Genomic DNA, 17,315 nt, shown 5'->3' with positions numbered 1-17,315 from the left:
CACCCCGAGGAGCCCGCCATGCACCACGCCCCCGACCCCCTGGACCACCCCGACCCGCAGCGCGCCGCCGACCACGCCGCCACCGAGACCCTGCTGCGCGCCTACGTCCGCGAAACCGGCACGCCCGTCCCGCCCACCGGCAGCCCCCTGCGCCTGACCCTGCCCGCCAGCGGCCTGACCCTCACCGTGCCGGTCCTGCACCACTCAGCGACCGGCTGGCACCGCTTCGGCCCCGCCCTCCTCGACCGCCCCACCGGACCCCCGGTGCCCGCCGACACCGCCCTGGTCGCCGCCGCCGCCATCCGCGAGACCACCCTCGGCCGCGGCCTGCCCCCGCACCTGGGCGCCGACGCCGCCACCCGCGTCCTCACCTCCGCCCGCCGCACCGCGGCCCACCTCGCCGCCCGCCGCGCCGAACCCCCCGGCACCACCGGGCCCACCCCCTTCCTCGACGCCGAACAGGCACTCCTCCTGGGCCACCCCTTCCACCCGGCGCCCAAGAGCCGTGAAGAGGCCACCGACCATGAACTGGACGCCTACTCGCCCGAACTGCGCGGCGCCTTCCCGCTGCACTGGTTCGCCGCCCACCCCGACCTCGTCACCGGCGAGACCCTCACCGGCGCCCACCCCGCCGACCTCCTGCGCCCCCTGGCCGACGGCCTGCCCCTGCCCGACGGCATGCTCCCGCTGCCCGCCCACCCCTGGCAGGCCCGCGACGTCCTCGCCCGGCCCGCCGTCCGCGCCCTGGTGGACGCCGGACTGCTGCGCCACCTCGGCCCGCACGGCCCGAGCTGGCACCCCACCTCCTCCGTGCGCACCGTGTACCGGCCAGATGCCGCCCACCAGCTCAAACTCTCCCTGGGCATGCGCATCACCAACTCCCGCCGCAACAACCTGCGCGCCGAGATGCGCCTGGGCGTCCGCGCCGCCCGACTCCTGGACGCCGGCCCCGGCGCCTGGCTCGCCGCCCGGCACCCCGCCTTCCGCATCCTGCGCGACCCCGCCTGGATCACCGCCGGGCCCCCGGACGACGACCGCGAGAGCGGCCTGGAGACCGCGCTGCGCGACAACCCCTTCCACGGCGCCGACGACGCCCAGTGCGTCGCCGGGCTCCTCGCCGAACGCACCGGCCCCGGCGACGGCACCGCCCCCACCCACCGCGCCGCGCTGGCCGCCGCCGTCCACCGCGCCGCCGCCGTCCACCGCCTCACCACCGCCCAGGCCGCCCGGCTCTGGCTCACCCGCTACCTCGACGTCCTGGCCGCCCCGCTCGTCGGCCTCCACGCCCACCACGGCATCGCCCTGGAACCCCACCACCAGAACACCCTGGTCACCCTCGACGCCGACGGCCTGCCCCGCGCCGGCTGGTACCGCGACAGCCAGGGCTACTACCTGGCCGCCTCCCACGCCGACCGCGCCGAAGCCCTCCTCCCCGGCGCCACCAAGGACGTCGACCTCGTCTTCGACGACGCCTTCGTCGACGAGCGCGTGGCCTACTACCTCGGCATCAACAACCTCCTCGGCCTCGTCGGCGCCATGGGCGCGCTCCGCCTCGCCGACGAACGCCCGCTCCTGGCCACCCTGCGCACCCACCTCGCCGACCTGCGCACCCGCGAACCCGGCGCCGCCGGCCTGCTCGACCTCCTCCTGGACGCCCCCACCCTGCGCTGCAAGGGCAACTACCTCACCTGCGTCGACGGCCTCGACGAACTCGTCGGCGACGTCCACACCCAGTCCGTCTACATCGACCTACCCAACCCCATCGCGGAGGCCAAGCCGTGACCGCCCAGCACACCACCCACGACCTGATCGGCGTCGGCATCGGCCCCTTCAACCTGTCGCTGGCCGCGCTCGCCGACGGCGTCCCCGGCCTGGACACGCTCTTCCTCGACGCCAAGCCCGCCTTCTCCTGGCACCCCGGGCTGCTCATGGAGGGCACCACCCTGCAGGTCCCCTTCCTCGCCGACCTCACCACCATGGCCGACCCCACCAGCCCCTGGAGCTACCTCAACTACCTGCGCCACCACGAGCGCATGTTCCCGTTCTTCTTCTCCGAGCGCTTCCACATCCCCCGGCGCGAGTACGACCACTACTGCCGCTGGGTCGCCGAACGGCTCCCCAACACCCGCTTCGACGCCCGCGTCACCGCCCTGACCTGGGACGAGACCCGCGACGCCTTCGCCGTCACCCACACCGCCGCCGACGGCACCACCCGCACCGACCACGCCCGCCAGGTCGTCCTGGGCACCGGCACCCAACCCACCCTGCCCGACGCCCTCGCCCCCCTGGCCACCGCGGCCCACCCCGGACGCGTCCTGCACAGCGCCGACTACCGCACCCACCGCGCCGCCCTCGCCCGGCTCGACGACGTCACCGTCGTCGGCGCCGGACAGTCCGGCGCCGAGGTCGCCCTCGACCTCCTGCGCACCCAGGACGGCGACGGCCACGGCGGTCCCCACGTGCGCTGGCTCGCCCGCACCCCCGCCTTCGCCCCCATGGAGTACTCCAAGATCGGCCTGGAGCACTTCACCCCCGACTACATCGACTACTTCCGCAACCTCCCCGACGCCACCCGCCGCCGCCTCATCCACCAGCAGTGGCAGCTCTACAAGGGCGTCAGCGAGGAGACCCTCGGCGCCATCCACGACGAGCTCTACGAACGCACCATCGGCGGCACCCGCCCCCGCGCCGACCTCCACCCCGGCGTCGAGATCACCGCCGCCCACCCCGAGGCCGACGGCTACCGCCTCACCTGCCACCACCGCGAACAGGACACCGAGTTCACCGTCCACACCCGCGCGGTCGTCGCCGCCACCGGCTACACCCCCCAGCGGCCCGCCCTCCTGGACCCCCTGCTCGACCTCGTCGACCTCGACACCCACGGCCGCTACCAGATCGACGCCGACTACCGCATCGCCCTCGACCCCCGCGTCACCGGCACCCTCTACGTGCAGAACGCCGAAATGCACACCCACGGCGTCGGCGCCCCCGACCTCACCCTCGGCGCCTGGCGCGCGGCCACCATCCTCAACGCCGTCACCGGCCGCCCCACCCTCGCCGTGCCCCGCCGCACCGCCTGGACCACCTTCGGCGCCCCCGCCCCGCACGCCGACACCCCCGCCCCCGCACCCCGCTCCACCACCGCCGGGACGCCCCGGTGACCACCGTGGAACCCGGCCCCGGGCCCGCCGCCACCCCGGCCGCCACCGCCACGGCGGCCGGGGCCGCCACCACACCCCCCGGCCACCCCCGCACCACCCGGCACCTGCGCGGCGTCCTCATCGCCGTCATCGCCCTCTACCTCATCGCCGAAACCGCCCTCGCCCCCTTCCTCCCCCAACTCCTCGCCCGGCTCTACGACCTCCACGACCCCGACGCCACCGGCCTGTACCTGTGGACCTGCCGCGTCGTCGGGCTCGCCGCCCTGCCCCTGTGGGGGCTGGCCGCCCGCCGCGTCGCGCCCCACCGCCTCATCCTGACCGGACTCCTGGCCGGCGCCGCGTGCGACCTGGCCCTCGGCCTGGCCCCCAGCTACACCGCCTTCACCCTCATATCCGCCGCCTCCGTCGCCGCCAACAGCGCCCTCCTGCTGGCCTACCCGGCCCTCATCGCCGAGCACACCCGCCACGCCGGCGGCCAGGCCCGCCCCGACACCGACGCCGCCCGCCTCAACGCCGTCCGCGCCATCGTCGTCGTCTTCCACCTCTCCTCCGTCGCCGCCACCCTCACCGGAGCCGGCGTCCTCGCCCTGCCCGACCCCCGCGTCGGCATCTCCGCCTTCGCCCTCCTCGACCTGCTCCTGGCCGCCCTCCTCCTGCGCACCCTGCGCCACCTGCCGCCCCCCGAACCCGGCACCCGCGCCGCCACCCCCGGCAGCCGAGCCCACTGGCTCCTGCTGCTCGCCGCCGCCGCCCTCATCGGCGTCGCCTTCGACTTCGCCGTCTCCGTCGCCCGGCCCTTCTTCACCGAGCACGCCGCCACCCTGGGCACCGGCACCACTCACGCCGCCCTCCTCTTCCTGCTGCCCTCCCTCACCGCCCTCGCCGTCCTCCCCGCCGCCCGCCACGCCCACGCCCGGCTCGGCCCCCGCCTGCTGCCGCTGGCCCTCACCGTCACCGCCGCCGGCCTGGCCGCCCAGTACCTCGCCGAGAGCCTGCCCGCGCTCACCGCCGCCCGCGCCCTCTTCGGCCTCGGCCTCGGCCTCGCCCAGATCGCCGTCGAACTGCGCATGTTCCGCGCCACCGGCACCACCGGGCCCGCCTTCACCGCGGTCGAGACCGTCCGCTCCGCCGGACTCATCGCCGCGCCCATCGCCGCGGCCGCCACCGCAAGCCGGGACCTCGCCCTGCCCCTCGGCCTCGCCGCGGCCGCCCTCGCCGCCGCCGCCCTGCTCTCCCTCGCCCGCCTCCGCGGCCGCCGCCCGCCGACCCCGCGGGCATCCGCCGCCGAACCCACGCCCACCCCGACCCTGGAGGAGACCCGCCCATGAACCGCCCCACCCCCGCCACCTGGGCCGCAGCGGGCCGCCACCTCCTGGCCAAAGCCATCGCCGAGTTCGCCTACGAAGAACTCCTCACCCCCGAGCCCGTCCCCGGCCAGGACGACACCTACCGGCTCGCCCTCGCCGACGGCGTCACCTGGACCTTCACCGCCACCCGCGGCACCTTCGGCACCTGGCACCTCACCAGCACCCCCACCCGCCACCCCGCCCCCGCCGACGGCACCGAAGCCGGCCCCGAACGCCTCCTCCTCGACGCCCGCCCCGCCCTCGGCTGGGACGGCCCCACCACCGCCGAGGTCCTCCGCGAACTCACCGCCACCCGCACCGCCGACGCCACCGCCCTCACCCGCCCCCGCACCGCCGCCGAACTCGCCGACCTCGACCACCTCGACCTCGAAGCCCACCAAGACGGCCACCCCTGCATGCTGCTCAACAAGGGACGCCTGGGCTTCTCCGGCCGCGACGCCGCCACCTACAGCCCCGAGGCCGCCGGCGCCGTCCGCCTCACCTGGGCAGCCGTCCACCACAGCCTCGCCCGCTACTCCGGAACCCCCGGCCTGGACGCCGACACCCTCCTGAGCGAAGAACTCGACCCCCACACCCGCGGCCAGTACGCCGCCACCCTCGACAAAGCCTGCGCCGCCACCGGCCACCGAAGCGCCGACTACCACTGGATGCCCGTCCACCCCTTCCACTGGGACGAAGCCGTCGAGACCCTCTTCGCCCCCTACCTCGCCGACGGCCGCATCGTCCCCCTCGGCGAGAGCCCCGACCGCTACCGCCCCCTCCAGTCCATCCGCACCCTCGCCAACCTCGACCACCCCCACCGCCGCAACGTCAAGGTGCCCCTCCTCATCCGCAACACCCTCGTCTGGCGCGGCCTGTCCACCGAACCCACCCACGCCGCCCCCGACATCAGCCACTGGCTGCACACCCTGCGCGCCGCCGACCCCTACCTCAGCGAAGAACTCCGCTTCCACCCGCTCGGCGAAGTCGCCGCCGTCAGCGTCCACCACCCCCTCTACGCCGACGTCCCCGACGCCCCCTACCGCTACCACGAGCTCCTCGGCGCCGTCTGGCGCGAACCCGTCGCCACCCACCTGGGCGACGGCGAACGCGCCCGCACCATGGCCGCCCTCCTCACCACGGGCAGCGACGACCGCGCCCTGGTCAGCGAACTCATCCACCGCTCCGGACGCACCGCCGAAGACTGGCTCTCGCGCCTGCTCGCCGCCCTCCTCCCCGGCCTCCTGCACCACCTCTACGCCTACGGCGTCGCCTTCTGCCCCCACGGCGAGAACACCGTCATCCTCTACGACGCCACCGACACCCCCATCGGCATCGCGGTCAAGGACTTCGCCGAGGACGTCAACCTCCTCCCCGAAGACCACCCCCACTACGCCACCCTCACCGAACGCGCCGACGAGGTCCTCCTGCGCTGGCCCGCCGGAGAGCTCGCCCACTCCCTCCTCAGCGCCGTCTTCGCCGGACACTTCCGCTACTTCGCCCCCCTCCTCGAACGCCACGGCCACCTCAGCGAGACCCGGTTCTGGCAGCTCGTCCGCGCCGAGATCGACGCCTACCACCGGCGCTTCCCCCAGCACGCCCGGCACGCCGCCGCGTACGGGCTGCTCGCCCCCTCCTTCGACCGCGTCGCCCTCAACCGCGAACAACTCCTCGGAGGCGCCTTCCACGACCGCGCCGAGCGCGACGAGGGCTTCGACGTCACCCACGGCCGCATACCCAACCCGCTCCACACCGCCGAGGACCCCGCATGACCCCCGCCGACCCCTACGCCCAGCTCCGCGCCGACCACGCGGCGGGCCGCCTGGACAACGTCATCGTCGCCCTGCCTGACCTCCAAGGGCGCCTCCAGGGCAGCCGCCTGTCCGTGCCCCACTTCCTCGACGAAGCGGCCCCCCACGGCTTCGGCGCCTGCACCTACCTCCTGGCCACCGACGTCGAGATGAACACCGGCCCCGGCTACGCCATCGACGCCTGGAACACCGGCTTCGGCGACTTCCTCCTCAAGCCCGACCCCGCCACCTGCACCACCCTCCCCTGGGACGAGGCGACCGCCCTCGTTATCGCGGACGCCACCTGGCCCGACGGCACGCCTGTCCCCGTCGCCCCCCGCCATATCCTGCGCACCCAGCTCGACCGGCTCGCCGCCCACGGCCTCACCGCCCACGCCGGCACCGAACTGGAGTTCCTCGCCTTCCAGGAGACCTACGCCCAGGCCCACGAGGGCCACTACCACGGCCTGCGGCCCGCCACCCGCCACTCCGTCGACTACGCCCTCCAGGGCACCAGCCACCTCGAACCCATGCTCCGCCGCATCCGCCGCGAGATGGTCCAGGCCGGACTCACCCTGGAGACCGCCCGCGCGGAAGTCCACCCCGGCCAGTACGAGATCGTCTTCCGCTACGCCGAGGCCATGACCACGGCCGACCACACCATCCTCTTCAAGCACGGCACCAAGCACATCGCCGCCCAAGAGGGCCACGCCGTCACCTTCATGCCCAAGTACGACGACGGCGAAGGCAACTCCTGCCACATCCACCTCTCCCTGCGCGGTGCCGACGGCAGCCCCGTGCTCGCCGACCCCGCCGCGCCCGACGGCATGTCCCCGCTCATGCGCCACTTCGTCGCCGGGCAGCTCGCCTGCCTCCCCGACTTCACCCTGCTCATGGCACCCAACATCAACAGCTACAAGCGCCTCCAACCCGGCGCCTTCGCCCCCACCGGCATCACCTGGGGCCGCGACAACCGCACCTGCCCCGTCCGCGTCATCGGCCACGGCCACTCCCTGCGCATCGAACACCGCGTCCCCGGGGGCGACGCCAACCCCTACCTCGCCCTCGCCGCCGCCCTCGCCGCCGGGCTCCACGGCATCGAGAACCGGCTGCCCCTGCCCGACCCCCACCCCGCCAACGCCCTCGCCGACCCGGCCGTGCCCCGCCTGCCCAGCACCCTCACCGCGGCACTCCACCACTGGGAGACCAGCGACCTGGTCGCCAAGACCTTCGGCGACACCGTCACCACCCACTACGCCCAGGCCGCCCGCACCGAACTCGCCGCCTTCGAGCGCGCCGTCACCGACTGGGAGCGCCACCGCGGTTTCGAACGTCTCTGACGCCTCTTCCCGGCGTTCAACAAATGTCAACCTCCGTACAAGCAAAGGTCATTCACCCCACCACCGGACACAGTCGACTACCCGCCGGTAAGCCATAGGCTCAGCTCCATGCGCCGAGCCAAAATCGTCTGCACCCTTGGGCCCGCCAGCGACTCGTACGAGCAGATCAAAGCGCTCGCCGACAGCGGAATGGACGTCGCCCGACTCAACCTCAGCCACGGCACCCACGCCGAACACGAACAGCGCCTGCACCACGTCCGCCGAGCGGCCGAGGCCACCGGCCGCACCATCGGCATCCTCACCGACCTTCAAGGCCCGAAGATCCGCCTGGGCACCTTCGCCCACGGCCCCGTACTCCTCGAACGCGGCGACGACTTCACCATCACCACCGAGGACACCCCCGGCGACCACCGGCAGTGCGGCACCACCTACCCCGGCCTCGCCACCGACCTCAACCCCGGTGACACCCTCCTCATCGACGACGGCCGCGTCACCCTGCGCGCCACCGCCATCGACGGGACCCGCGTCCACACCACCGTCATCGAAGGCGGCCTGATCTCCGACCACAAGGGCATCAACCTCCCCGGCATCCCCATCTCCGTGCCCGCACTCTCGCCCAAGGACGTCGAAGACCTCCGCTGGGCCCTCCACCTCGGCACCGACCTCATCGCCCTCTCCTTCGTCCGCAGCGCGGGCGACGTCCGCGAGGTCCACCGCGTCATGCGCGAGGAGGGCATCCACCGCCCCGTCCTGGCGAAAATCGAAAAGCCCCAGGCCGTCGACAACCTCCACGAAATCATCCACGCCTTCGACGGACTCATGCTCGCCCGGGGCGACCTCGGCGTGGAAATGCCGCTCGAAGACGTCCCCGCCGTGCAGAAGCGCGCCGTGAAAATCGCCAAGCGCAACGCCAAACCCGTCATCGTCGCCACCCAGATGCTCGACTCGATGATCGAGAACTCCCGCCCCACCCGCGCCGAGGCATCCGACGTCGCCAACGCCGTGCTGGACGGCACCGACGCCGTCATGCTCAGCGGCGAGACCAGCATCGGCAAGCACCCCGTCCTCACCCTGCGCACCATGAGCCGCATCATCACCGCGGCCGAGGCCACCGTCCTGCCCGCCGGGCTCCCGCCGCTCACCGAGGCCACCAAGCCCCGCACGCAGGGCGGCGCCGTCGCCCGCGCCGCCGCCGACATGGGCGACTTCCTCAACGCCACGCACCTCGTCGCCTTCACCCAGAGCGGTGACACCGCACGCCGCCTGTCCCGCTACCGCTCGCCCATCCCCCTCCTCGCCTTCACCCCCGACCCCGCCACGCGGGCGCAACTCGCCCTCACCTGGGGCGTGGAGACCTTCCTCGGCCCCACCGTCGCCACCACCGACGACATGGTCGACCAGGTCGACGAACACCTTCTCGAGATCGGCCGCTGCGAGCCCGGCGACACCGTCGTCATCACCGCCGGCTCGCCGCCCGGCGTCCCCGGCACCACCAACCTCGTCCGCGTCCACCACATCGGCGACAAGAGTGCCGGGCGCTCCACCTGAGGCGCCACCGCCCCACGTCAGCACTTCGGCCCCACGTGCACGTCCATCAGCGCCACGGAGGCCCGCCGCGCCACGGAGACGTTGAACGGTTCGCCGTCTCGGGCGAGGGTGGCCCATTCCACGCCCACGCGCGTGAGCGCGTCGGTGAAAACGCGTCGGATGTCGTCGGACTTGTTGGTGAAGAGGTACCGCGGGTATTCGTAGCGCTTCCTTCGCCCCGCGACCGTCCGCGTCGTCCAGTTCGTGACCCGGCAGCCGTCGGAATGGACGAGCCCGCGGATCAGCTTCCATGGATGTGCTTCGGTGATCGTCCGCTGCCAGCCTTCCAGGGTGATGCGCCGCTCGTGCTTCTTCCCCGGCCCGTGCTGCGGGAGCAGGCAGGGCCAGTGCGAGGAGTAGGACTTGACCTCCGTACAGCCCTGGCGCCTGACCCGGTTGGTGCTTGGCATCGCCATGACCGCGCGGGCCGCGGCCTCCGCCTCGTCGATCAGCCCCGGGTAGGCACTCGTGCAGGAGATCGTCAGGTGGTGGTGGCGGGGCTTGGAGATGATGTGGCCGTCGCCCAGGTAGAGCCCCAGCAGGTAGGCGTACGCCGGGCCGTCGGGGTCCCTCCCGGCGCAGCGGGGGCAGTCGTGCGGGTGTTCGTAGGCGATGCCGCGCGCTTTGCGGTCCCTGTGCAGCCACCAGTCAACCGTCCCCGGTGGAACGGAGAGCCGCTTGGCGACGCTTTGGTTCGTCGCTCCCTGATGGAGCAGGGCGAGGGCTTCTCGGCGCAGCGACGGTGCGTGCTTGGTCATGCACCAAGCGTGCGGGTGTTCGAATAGCGAATGCCAGTGCGGTCGTGCGAATTCACTCTGGTGGAGCAGTGTGCGGTGCCGGGTGTGGGACTCGAACCCACAAGCCCTTTCGGGCAGAAGTGTTTGAGACTTCCGTGTATGCCATTCCACCAACCCGGCAGGCCGTGGCCACGGGAAGTGTACCCGGTCGTCCCTGCGCGCGTCGGCCCGATAGGCTCTTGGGGCCCGACCTGCTCGAACCCCCGCGAGGAGCACAGTGAGTGCCGCTGACGCCCCCGAGACCCCCACGCCGGCCGACCCGACGGAGGGCGCGGACGCGCACGTGCCGCCGGCCACCACGCGTGTGGTGATCGCGGAGGACGAGGCCCTGATCCGGCTGGACCTGAGGGAGATGCTGGAGGAGGAGGGCTACACGGTCGTCGGCGAGGCGGGGGACGGGCAGCGCGCGGTGGAGCTGGCGCGCGAGCACGACCCGGACCTGGTGATCATGGACGTGAAGATGCCGGTGATGGACGGCATCTCCGCCGCGGAGAAGATCGCCGAGGAGGGCATCGCGCCGGTGCTGATGCTGACGGCGTTCTCGCAGCGGGAGCTGGTGGAGCGGGCGCGGGACGCCGGTGCGATGGCGTACCTGGTGAAGCCGTTCAGCAAGAGTGACGTCGTGCCGGCGATCGAGATGGCGGTGTCGCGGTTCGCGCAGCTCAAGCAGCTCGAGTCGGAGGTCACGGACCTCACGCAGCGGCTGGAGACGCGCAAGCTCGTGGACCGCGCGAAGTCGTTGCTGCAGACGGAGTACGGGCTGACGGAGCCGGCCGCGTTCCGGTGGATCCAGAAGACGTCGATGGACCGTCGGCTGTCGATGCGGCAGGTGGCCGAGGCCGTGATCGAGGACGCCGCGGAGAAGCAGGCGGAGAAGCAGGCGGAGAAGCAGGGCGCGAAGGACCGGCGGGAGCAGCGGAGCTGACCCGCGCGGCGCGTCCGCCCCGCGTGAACGAAGGGGCTTGCGCCCCTTCGTTCACGTGCGCCACACATGCCCCTTTTGCGGCATGTGTGGCGCCGTCGTGCTCTTCAAAGGATCATCCCCTTTCGTTCGGTGAGCGGTAAGGACCGTCCTCTTTTCGACACGTGGCAGAGGTCACAGGGCGATCACATCTGTGGTCAGCGTCTGTTTGGCCTGGACCGTGAGCAATAGATTCCGTGGCCAACCGCACGGTCGTGCGGTCTCTTCCGCCGGTTCGGTACGGCGGTCGCACACGTTCTGGGCCGGACCAGGGGGTTCGCACTGTGCTGAACAAGACCATCGTGAGACTGGCTGTGCCGTTGGCCGTGGGCGCGCTGGCGTTGACGGGCTGCGGGGACGGCGGGTCCGGCGACGGTGGCGGCGACACCGTCAAGATCGGGTTCCAGGGACCGTTGTCGGGTGACAACGTGCAGCTCGGCCAGAACATGGAGAACGGCGTCAGGCTGGCGATCGACCAGGCGAACGCCTCGGGCGACTACGACTTCGAGGTGGAGTACTTCGCGGCCGACGACCAGGGTCTGCCGGACAAGGCGCCCACCGCGGCGCAGAGCGCGATCTCCGAAGAGGTCATCGCGGTCGTCGGCCCGGCCTTTTCCGGCTCGGCGGACGCGTCCGCCGAGTACTACGCGGAGGCGGGCATTCCGGCGGTCTCGTCCTCCGCCACCCGCGCCGACCTGACGACGAAGGGCTACGGGTCGTTCCTGCGCGCGGTGCCGAACGACTCGGCGCAGGGCGCGGGCATGGCCACGTACCTGTCGAAGTCGACGGACGCGGAGAAGGTCGTCGTGGTGGACGACAAGACCGACTACGGCGTCGGCCTCGCGGACGTCGCGGAGCAGTCGCTGAAGGACGCCGGTCTGGAGGTGGTGCGCCACAGCGTGCCGCAGAAGACGCCGGACTACAGCGCGGCGGCCCGCAACGTGGTGGGCGCGGACGCGGACGCGCTGATCTACGCCGGCTACTACGAGGACGCGGGCCCGTTCGCGACGAAGCTGGACGAGGCCGGGTTCGAGGGCATCCGGATGTCCGGTGACGGCAGCCGGGACATGCAGTTCGTGGAGCTGGCCGGGGACTCGGCCAACGACTGGCTGCTGACGTGCGCGTGCACCGACCCGACGCAGGAGGAGGCGACGAAGAAGTTCGCCGAGGACTACGAGGCGGCGTTCAACCAGCCGCCGGGGACGTACTCGGCGGAGTCCTTCGACGTGGCGAACCTGATCATCGAGCAGATCGCGGAGACCGGCGGCGCGGACTCCACCGGCGAGAAGCTGCTGGAGGCGCTGCGCGCGGTGGAGTACAAGGGCATCACGAAGGAGTTCTCCTTCGACGACACGGGTGACTTCACCAACCAGACGATCTACATGTACGAGGTGCAGGACCGGGAGATCAACTACCTGGGCAGCGTCGACAAGCTGACGGCCAAGTGACGGCCCCGGCCGTCGGCTGAGCCGGCCGGCGCGGTGTGCGGTGCGCGGGTGGTGCCCCGCCGTACACCGCGCCACCGCTCGCACACCGCGTGGGCGGTGCGCGGGGCGGGTCGCGGGCGGGTGGCCGCGGCCCGGTGTTCCTCCTCGTCGTCCGTGAGCGCTGAACGCGTGCGTGCGACGGCTCTCGTTCCCAAAAGGAAGTCGTTCGATGTCCCTCAACGCTTTCTGGGACTTCCTGGTCCTGGGGCTGGTGCTCGGCTGTCTGTACGCCGTCATCGCCATTGGTTACACGCTGGTCTACGGCGTGCTGCAGTTGCTGAACTTCGCGCACAGCGAAGTGTTCATGTTCGGGGCCTTCGGTGGTCTGCTGGCGTTGACGGTGTGGGCGCCGGCGGCCGATCCGGCGGGCGTGCAGTCGGTGGTGTACGTCGTGGTGGGCCTGCTGGCCGGGGCGGCGTTCGGTGGTGCCGTCGCCTACGGGCTGGAGAAGGTGGCGTACCGGCCGCTGCGGCGGCGCGGTGCACCCCGGCTGGTGTTCCTGATCACGGCGATCGGCGCCTCGTTCTTCCTGTACAACCTGGCGGGCAAGTTGTTCGGCCGGAACTCGCTGGCGATGCCGAACCTGTACGAGAACCGCCGGGTGCTGACGGTGTTCGGCGCGGACCTGAACATCACGCAGGTGATCATCGTGGTGTCGGCGGTGGGCATGATGGTCGGCCTGGACTACGTGGTGAACCGCACGAAGCTGGGTTCGGGCATCCGGGCGGTGGCCCAGGACCCGGAGGTGGCGTCGCTGATGGGTGTGGACATCGACAAGGTGGTGTCGCGGACGTTCGTGATCGGCGGCCTGCTGGGCGGTGCGGCCGGCTTCCTGTTCGGGGTGAACAACAAGGTCGTCTACACGATGGGCTTCCTGCCCGGGATCACGGCGTTCGCCGCGGCGGTGCTGGGCGGTATCGGCAACGTGCGCGGGGCGATGCTCGGCGGGATGCTGCTGGGGGTCGTGGAGACGATGACGGTGTTCGTGTGGGGTGAGGAGTGGCGTTACGTGGCCGGGTTCGCCGCCCTGGTGCTGGTGCTGATGTTCCGCCCGACGGGCCTGCTGGGTGAGCGTGTGGGGAGGACGGCATGAGCGCGACGACGTCGGTGAACGTGCGGACGGCGCGGCGGCTGCGCGCCGAGCGCTGGTACCAGCGGCCGCGTTGGCGGCGGTTGGCGGCGATGGTGGCGCTGGCGGTGACGATGACGCTGGTGACGGGCGCCCAGGGCTCGCACCAGGACCTGTTCTTCGCGCTGGAGGAGAACCTCACCGGGGTCGCGCTGTGGGTCTGGCTGGCGTTGGCGGTCGCGGTGTGGGCGGGCCGGGAGTTCCTGACGCCGCAGGTGGCCTCGGCCGTGTCGGGTTCGAGGGCCCTGGCGTCGGGCCCGCTGGGCCGGGTGCGGGAGGTGTGGCGGGCGGACCGGCGGGTGCGCTTCGGGGTGCTCGCGGTGGCGGCGGCGCTGGCCGTGCTGGTGCCCTCGGGCCTGGACCGTTACTGGCAGACGGTGCTGGTGGACCAGATCGCGATCTTCGTGCTGGTGGCGGTCGGCCTGAACGTCGTCATCGGCTGGGCGGGCATGCTGGACCTGGGCTTCATCGCGTTCTTCGCGATCGGCGCCTACAGCGCGGCGTACTGGACGGGCGCGCTGCCGGTGCAGCCGCCGATGGTGCTGAACAACTTCGCGGTGATCCCGATCGCGGTGGTGACGTGCCTGGTGGCGGGCGTGCTGCTGGGGGCGCCGACGCTGCGGTTGCGGGGCGATTACCTGGCGATCGTGACGCTGGGTTTTCACGAGATCGTGTACCTGTCGGCGAAGAACCTGGCCGACTACACCGGGGGCACGCGGGGCGTGAAGGTGGACCGGTTCGCGGTCGACCTGGGCTTTTGGAGCTACGAGTGGGGCGTGGTCGACGCGATGCCCTACTACTACCTGCTGCTGGCGTTCGTGGCGGTGGTGGTGTTCCTGTTCTGGCGGCTGGAGCACTCCAAGGTCGGCCGGGCGTGGACGGCGATCCGCGAGGACGAGGTGGCGGCGGCGTCGACGGGGGTGGACACGGTCCGCTACAAGCTGATGGCGTTCGCGATCGGCGCGTCCACCTCCGGTGTGGCCGGTGTGGCGTACGCGTCGAAGGTGGGCTACATCAACTCGGAGAACTTCGTCATCCTGCTCTCCGTCCTGGTGCTGGCGTACGTGATCTTCGGCGGCATGGGGTCGATCCCGGGCGTGCTGTTCGGCGCGGCGTTCCTGGTGTGGCTGCCGGAGGCGCTGCGGAGCCTGGTCGACCCGAAGGACCGGTACATGTACCTCGGCGGGCTGCTGGTGGTCATGATGATCTACCGCCCGCAGGGGGTGATCCCCTCGCGCCGCCGGTCGCGGGAGCTGAAGCTGGCCCGCTCCGGCGAGGTGGAGGGGGACGGGACGACCGAGCCGGCGGGAGGCAGGCTGTCATGACGGTTGACGTGCGCAAGGAGGAGGGCGGTCCGCGCGCTGCGGCCGACCCCGGCGACCTGGTGCTGGACGCCTCGGGCATCACGCTGCGCTTCGGCGGTGTGACGAGCCTGGACGGGGTGGAGCTGGGCATGCGGCGCGGCGAGATCCTGGCGGTGATCGGCCCGAACGGAGCCGGGAAGACGTCGCTGTTCAACTCGCTGACGGGCGCCTACGTGCCGCAGGAGGGCCGCATCACCTACCGGCCGCGCGCGGGCGGTGAACACGAGTTGCGCGGGCGCAAGCCCTACCGGGTGAACCGGCTGGGCGTGGCCCGCACGTTCCAGAACATCCGCCTGTTCTCGGCGCTGACGGCGCTGGAGAACGTGAAGATCGCGGCGGAGACGCGGCTGAAGGCGGGCCCGGTGTCGGTGATGCTGGGGCTGCCGAGCGCGCGGCGGGCGGAGCGGCGCAGCGACGAGCGGGCGCACGAGGTGCTCGACTTCGTGGGGCTGGCGGGGAAGCTGAACGAGCTGGCCGGTTCGCTCAGCTACGGCGACCAGCGGCGGCTGGAGATCGCCCGGGCGCTGGCCACCGACCCGCAGGTGCTGCTGCTGGACGAGCCGGCGGCGGGCACGAACCCGACGGAGAAGCTGGAGCTGGAGGAGCTGATCCGCCGGATCAACCGGGAGCTGGGCGTGAGCGTGCTGCTCATCGAGCACGACATGCGGCTGGTGATGTCGGTCGCGGACCGGGTGATGGTGCTCAACTTCGGCCGCAGGATCGCCGAGGGCACGCCGTCCGCGGTGCAGCAGGACCCGGCGGTGGTCCAGGCGTACCTGGGCGCCCCCGCCGCTGACGCCGCTTCGGACGACGCCGCCCCGGACGAGGGCACCGCGCCCGACGGGACCACCGCGCGCGGCGGCACGGAGCCGACGGACGCACGGGTGCCGTCGGCGCGCGAGGGCGAGGACGCCGGCACACGCGCGGCGCGGAACGAGCAGCCCGGGGAGGAGCCCAAGTGAGCGGCGCCGTGGAGTTGACGCAGGACGAGGCGCGCGGCGGCGCGCGCCCGGCCCCGGTGCTGGAACTGCGCGACCTGCGCGTGTTCTACGGGGCCATCGAGGCGCTCAAGGGCGTCGACCTGGTGGTGCGCGAGGGCGAGGTCGTCGCCCTGCTCGGCGCGAACGGCGCGGGGAAGTCGACGACGCTGCGCACGGCCTCGGGCATGCTCCAGCCGCGCTCGGGGCAGGTGCTGCTGCACGGTGAGCGCGTGGACGGCATCAAGTCACACGATCTGGTGCACTTCGGCATCGGTCACGTCCCCGAGGGGCGGCGGGTCTTCCCGCGCATGACGGTGCGGGAGAACCTGGAGATGGGCGCGTACCGGTTCCGTTCACCCGACCGGGCCGACCTGGACCGCGTGTTCACGCTCTTCCCCCGGCTGGCCGAGCGCACGTCGCAGCTCGGCGGGACGCTCTCCGGCGGCGAGCAGCAGATGCTGGCGATCGGCCGGGCGCTGATGGGCAAGCCGGAACTGCTGCTGCTGGACGAGCCGTCGATGGGTCTGGCGCCGCTGATCGTGCGGCAGATCTTCGACATCCTGCGGGAGATCAACGACCAGGGCACCACGGTGCTGCTGGTGGAGCAGAACGCGGCCCAGGCGCTGAGCCTGGCCGACCGCGGCTACGTGCTGGAGACGGGCGCGGTCACCATGACGGACGAGTCCGCCGCGCTCCTGGCCGACCCCCGGGTCCGGGAGGCCTATCTCGGCGAGGGCGCGTAGCCCGGCGGCGGGGGAGGGGCAGCCGGGTCGCGCCCTCCCCGGCCCGGCGGCCGCGGCCCCGTACCGTGGCCCGAGTCGTGGCGCGGAAGGGGACCCGAGCCGTCGCCCCGAGCCGCGGTACAGCGCCGCGGCCCGGGCCCGGATCAGGCGTCGCGCAGCAGGCAGGTGAGGCGCGCGGAGCACACCCGGCGCTCCTGCTCGTCGGCGACGACGATCTCGTACGTGGCGGTGGTGCGGCCGCGGTGGACGGGGGTCGCCGTGCCGGTGACGACGCCGGAGCGCACGGCCCGGTGGTGGGTGCAGTTGAGGTCGACGCCGACGGCGACCCGGCCGGGGCCGCCGTGCAGCATGGCGCCCACCGAGCCGAGGGTCTCGGCCAGCACCGCGGACGCCCCGCCGTGCAGCAGGCCGTAGGGCTGGGTGTTGCCCTCGACGGGCAGCGTGCCGACGACGCGGTCGGGCGAGGCCTCCACCACCCGCAGGCCCATGCGCTCGCCGAGGTGACCGGCGGAGAACAGGGCGGGCAGGTCGAGGCCGCGCCCGGTCCACTGGTCGAGGACCTCCTGCGGGAACCGGGTGGCGGCGGGGTTCTCGCCCATGGGTGACTGGCTCCGATCGGTGCGGGGAACG

14 protein-coding genes and 1 tRNA gene are annotated in these 17,315 nt (G+C 72.5%); 12 read left to right on the top strand and 3 right to left on the bottom strand.

Going from position 1 to position 17,315, the window contains the following annotated elements; all coding sequences use genetic code 11:
• The first annotated feature begins 18 nt into the window (after positions 1 to 18).
• From OSB71_RS09030 to pyk, 6 genes are all read left to right on the top strand, one after another.
• Positions 19 to 1,782 (top strand): IucA/IucC family protein, encoded by a 1,764-nt coding sequence (locus tag OSB71_RS09030; protein WP_265946225.1) that lies wholly within the window; start codon positions 19 to 21, stop codon positions 1,780 to 1,782.
• Complete coding sequence (locus OSB71_RS09025; RefSeq protein ID WP_265946223.1) at positions 1,779 to 3,161, top strand: lysine N(6)-hydroxylase/L-ornithine N(5)-oxygenase family protein; 1,383 nt, start codon at positions 1,779 to 1,781, stop codon at positions 3,159 to 3,161. The genes OSB71_RS09030 and OSB71_RS09025 overlap by 4 nt, the downstream gene beginning before the upstream one ends.
• A complete protein-coding gene (locus OSB71_RS09020; RefSeq protein WP_265946221.1) occupies positions 3,158 to 4,489 on the top strand; it encodes an MFS transporter in 1,332 nt (443 codons plus the stop codon). Before OSB71_RS09025 ends, OSB71_RS09020 begins: the two co-directional genes overlap by 4 nt.
• Entirely contained in the window at positions 4,486 to 6,279 is a 1,794-nt protein-coding gene (locus OSB71_RS09010) for an IucA/IucC family protein (RefSeq protein WP_323055261.1), read from the top strand. The genes OSB71_RS09020 and OSB71_RS09010 overlap by 4 nt, the downstream gene beginning before the upstream one ends.
• On the top strand, positions 6,276 to 7,637 hold the full coding sequence (locus OSB71_RS09005; RefSeq protein WP_265946219.1) for a glutamine synthetase family protein: 1,362 nt from the start codon (positions 6,276 to 6,278) through the stop codon (positions 7,635 to 7,637). Before OSB71_RS09010 ends, OSB71_RS09005 begins: the two co-directional genes overlap by 4 nt.
• Positions 7,638 to 7,745: 108 nt before the next feature.
• Entirely contained in the window at positions 7,746 to 9,185 is a 1,440-nt protein-coding gene (gene pyk, locus OSB71_RS09000; RefSeq protein ID WP_265946217.1) for a pyruvate kinase, read from the top strand.
• A gap of 17 nt (positions 9,186 to 9,202) precedes the next feature.
• Here pyk and OSB71_RS08995 read toward each other — a convergent pair whose 3' ends face one another.
• Both OSB71_RS08995 and OSB71_RS08990 read right to left on the bottom strand, forming a co-directional pair.
• Complete coding sequence (locus tag OSB71_RS08995) at positions 9,203 to 9,982, bottom strand: helix-turn-helix domain-containing protein (RefSeq protein ID WP_265946215.1); 780 nt, start codon at positions 9,980 to 9,982, stop codon at positions 9,203 to 9,205.
• Positions 9,983 to 10,058: 76 nt separating this feature from the next.
• Positions 10,059 to 10,141 (bottom strand) — tRNA-Leu (locus OSB71_RS08990).
• A 97-nt stretch (positions 10,142 to 10,238) separates the two neighbouring features.
• On the opposite strand from OSB71_RS08990, the gene OSB71_RS08985 reads away from it, so the two are divergent.
• From OSB71_RS08985 to OSB71_RS08960, 6 genes are all read left to right on the top strand, one after another.
• A complete protein-coding gene (locus tag OSB71_RS08985; protein ID WP_265946214.1) occupies positions 10,239 to 10,946 on the top strand; it encodes an ANTAR domain-containing response regulator in 708 nt (235 codons plus the stop codon).
• A 338-nt stretch (positions 10,947 to 11,284) separates the two neighbouring features.
• The gene (locus tag OSB71_RS08980) at positions 11,285 to 12,430 is read left to right on the top strand and encodes a branched-chain amino acid ABC transporter substrate-binding protein (RefSeq protein ID WP_323055260.1); all 1,146 of its coding nucleotides are present in this window, start codon (positions 11,285 to 11,287) and stop codon (positions 12,428 to 12,430) included.
• A gap of 208 nt (positions 12,431 to 12,638) precedes the next feature.
• Entirely contained in the window at positions 12,639 to 13,562 is a 924-nt protein-coding gene (locus OSB71_RS08975; protein ID WP_265946210.1) for a branched-chain amino acid ABC transporter permease, read from the top strand.
• Positions 13,559 to 14,923 (top strand): branched-chain amino acid ABC transporter permease, encoded by a 1,365-nt coding sequence (locus tag OSB71_RS08970; RefSeq protein WP_265946208.1) that lies wholly within the window; start codon positions 13,559 to 13,561, stop codon positions 14,921 to 14,923. Before OSB71_RS08975 ends, OSB71_RS08970 begins: the two co-directional genes overlap by 4 nt.
• Complete coding sequence (locus tag OSB71_RS08965; RefSeq protein ID WP_265946206.1) at positions 14,920 to 15,924, top strand: ABC transporter ATP-binding protein; 1,005 nt, start codon at positions 14,920 to 14,922, stop codon at positions 15,922 to 15,924. Before OSB71_RS08970 ends, OSB71_RS08965 begins: the two co-directional genes overlap by 4 nt.
• Entirely contained in the window at positions 15,921 to 16,685 is a 765-nt protein-coding gene (locus OSB71_RS08960; RefSeq protein WP_265946204.1) for an ABC transporter ATP-binding protein, read from the top strand. The genes OSB71_RS08965 and OSB71_RS08960 overlap by 4 nt, the downstream gene beginning before the upstream one ends.
• Positions 16,686 to 16,828: 143 nt before the next feature.
• Here the strand turns inward: OSB71_RS08960 and OSB71_RS08955 are convergent, their stop codons facing one another.
• A complete protein-coding gene (locus tag OSB71_RS08955; RefSeq protein ID WP_265946202.1) occupies positions 16,829 to 17,284 on the bottom strand; it encodes a PaaI family thioesterase in 456 nt (151 codons plus the stop codon).
• Between the last annotated feature and the right edge of the window lie 31 nt (positions 17,285 to 17,315).

It is taken from the genome of Streptomyces marinisediminis (genome assembly GCF_026262575.1).
Classification (GTDB): Bacteria; Actinomycetota; Actinomycetes; order Streptomycetales; family Streptomycetaceae; genus Streptomyces; species Streptomyces marinisediminis.
The sequence above is the reverse complement of the archived record's forward strand: the minus strand, read 5'-3'. Positions and strand labels throughout refer to the sequence as shown.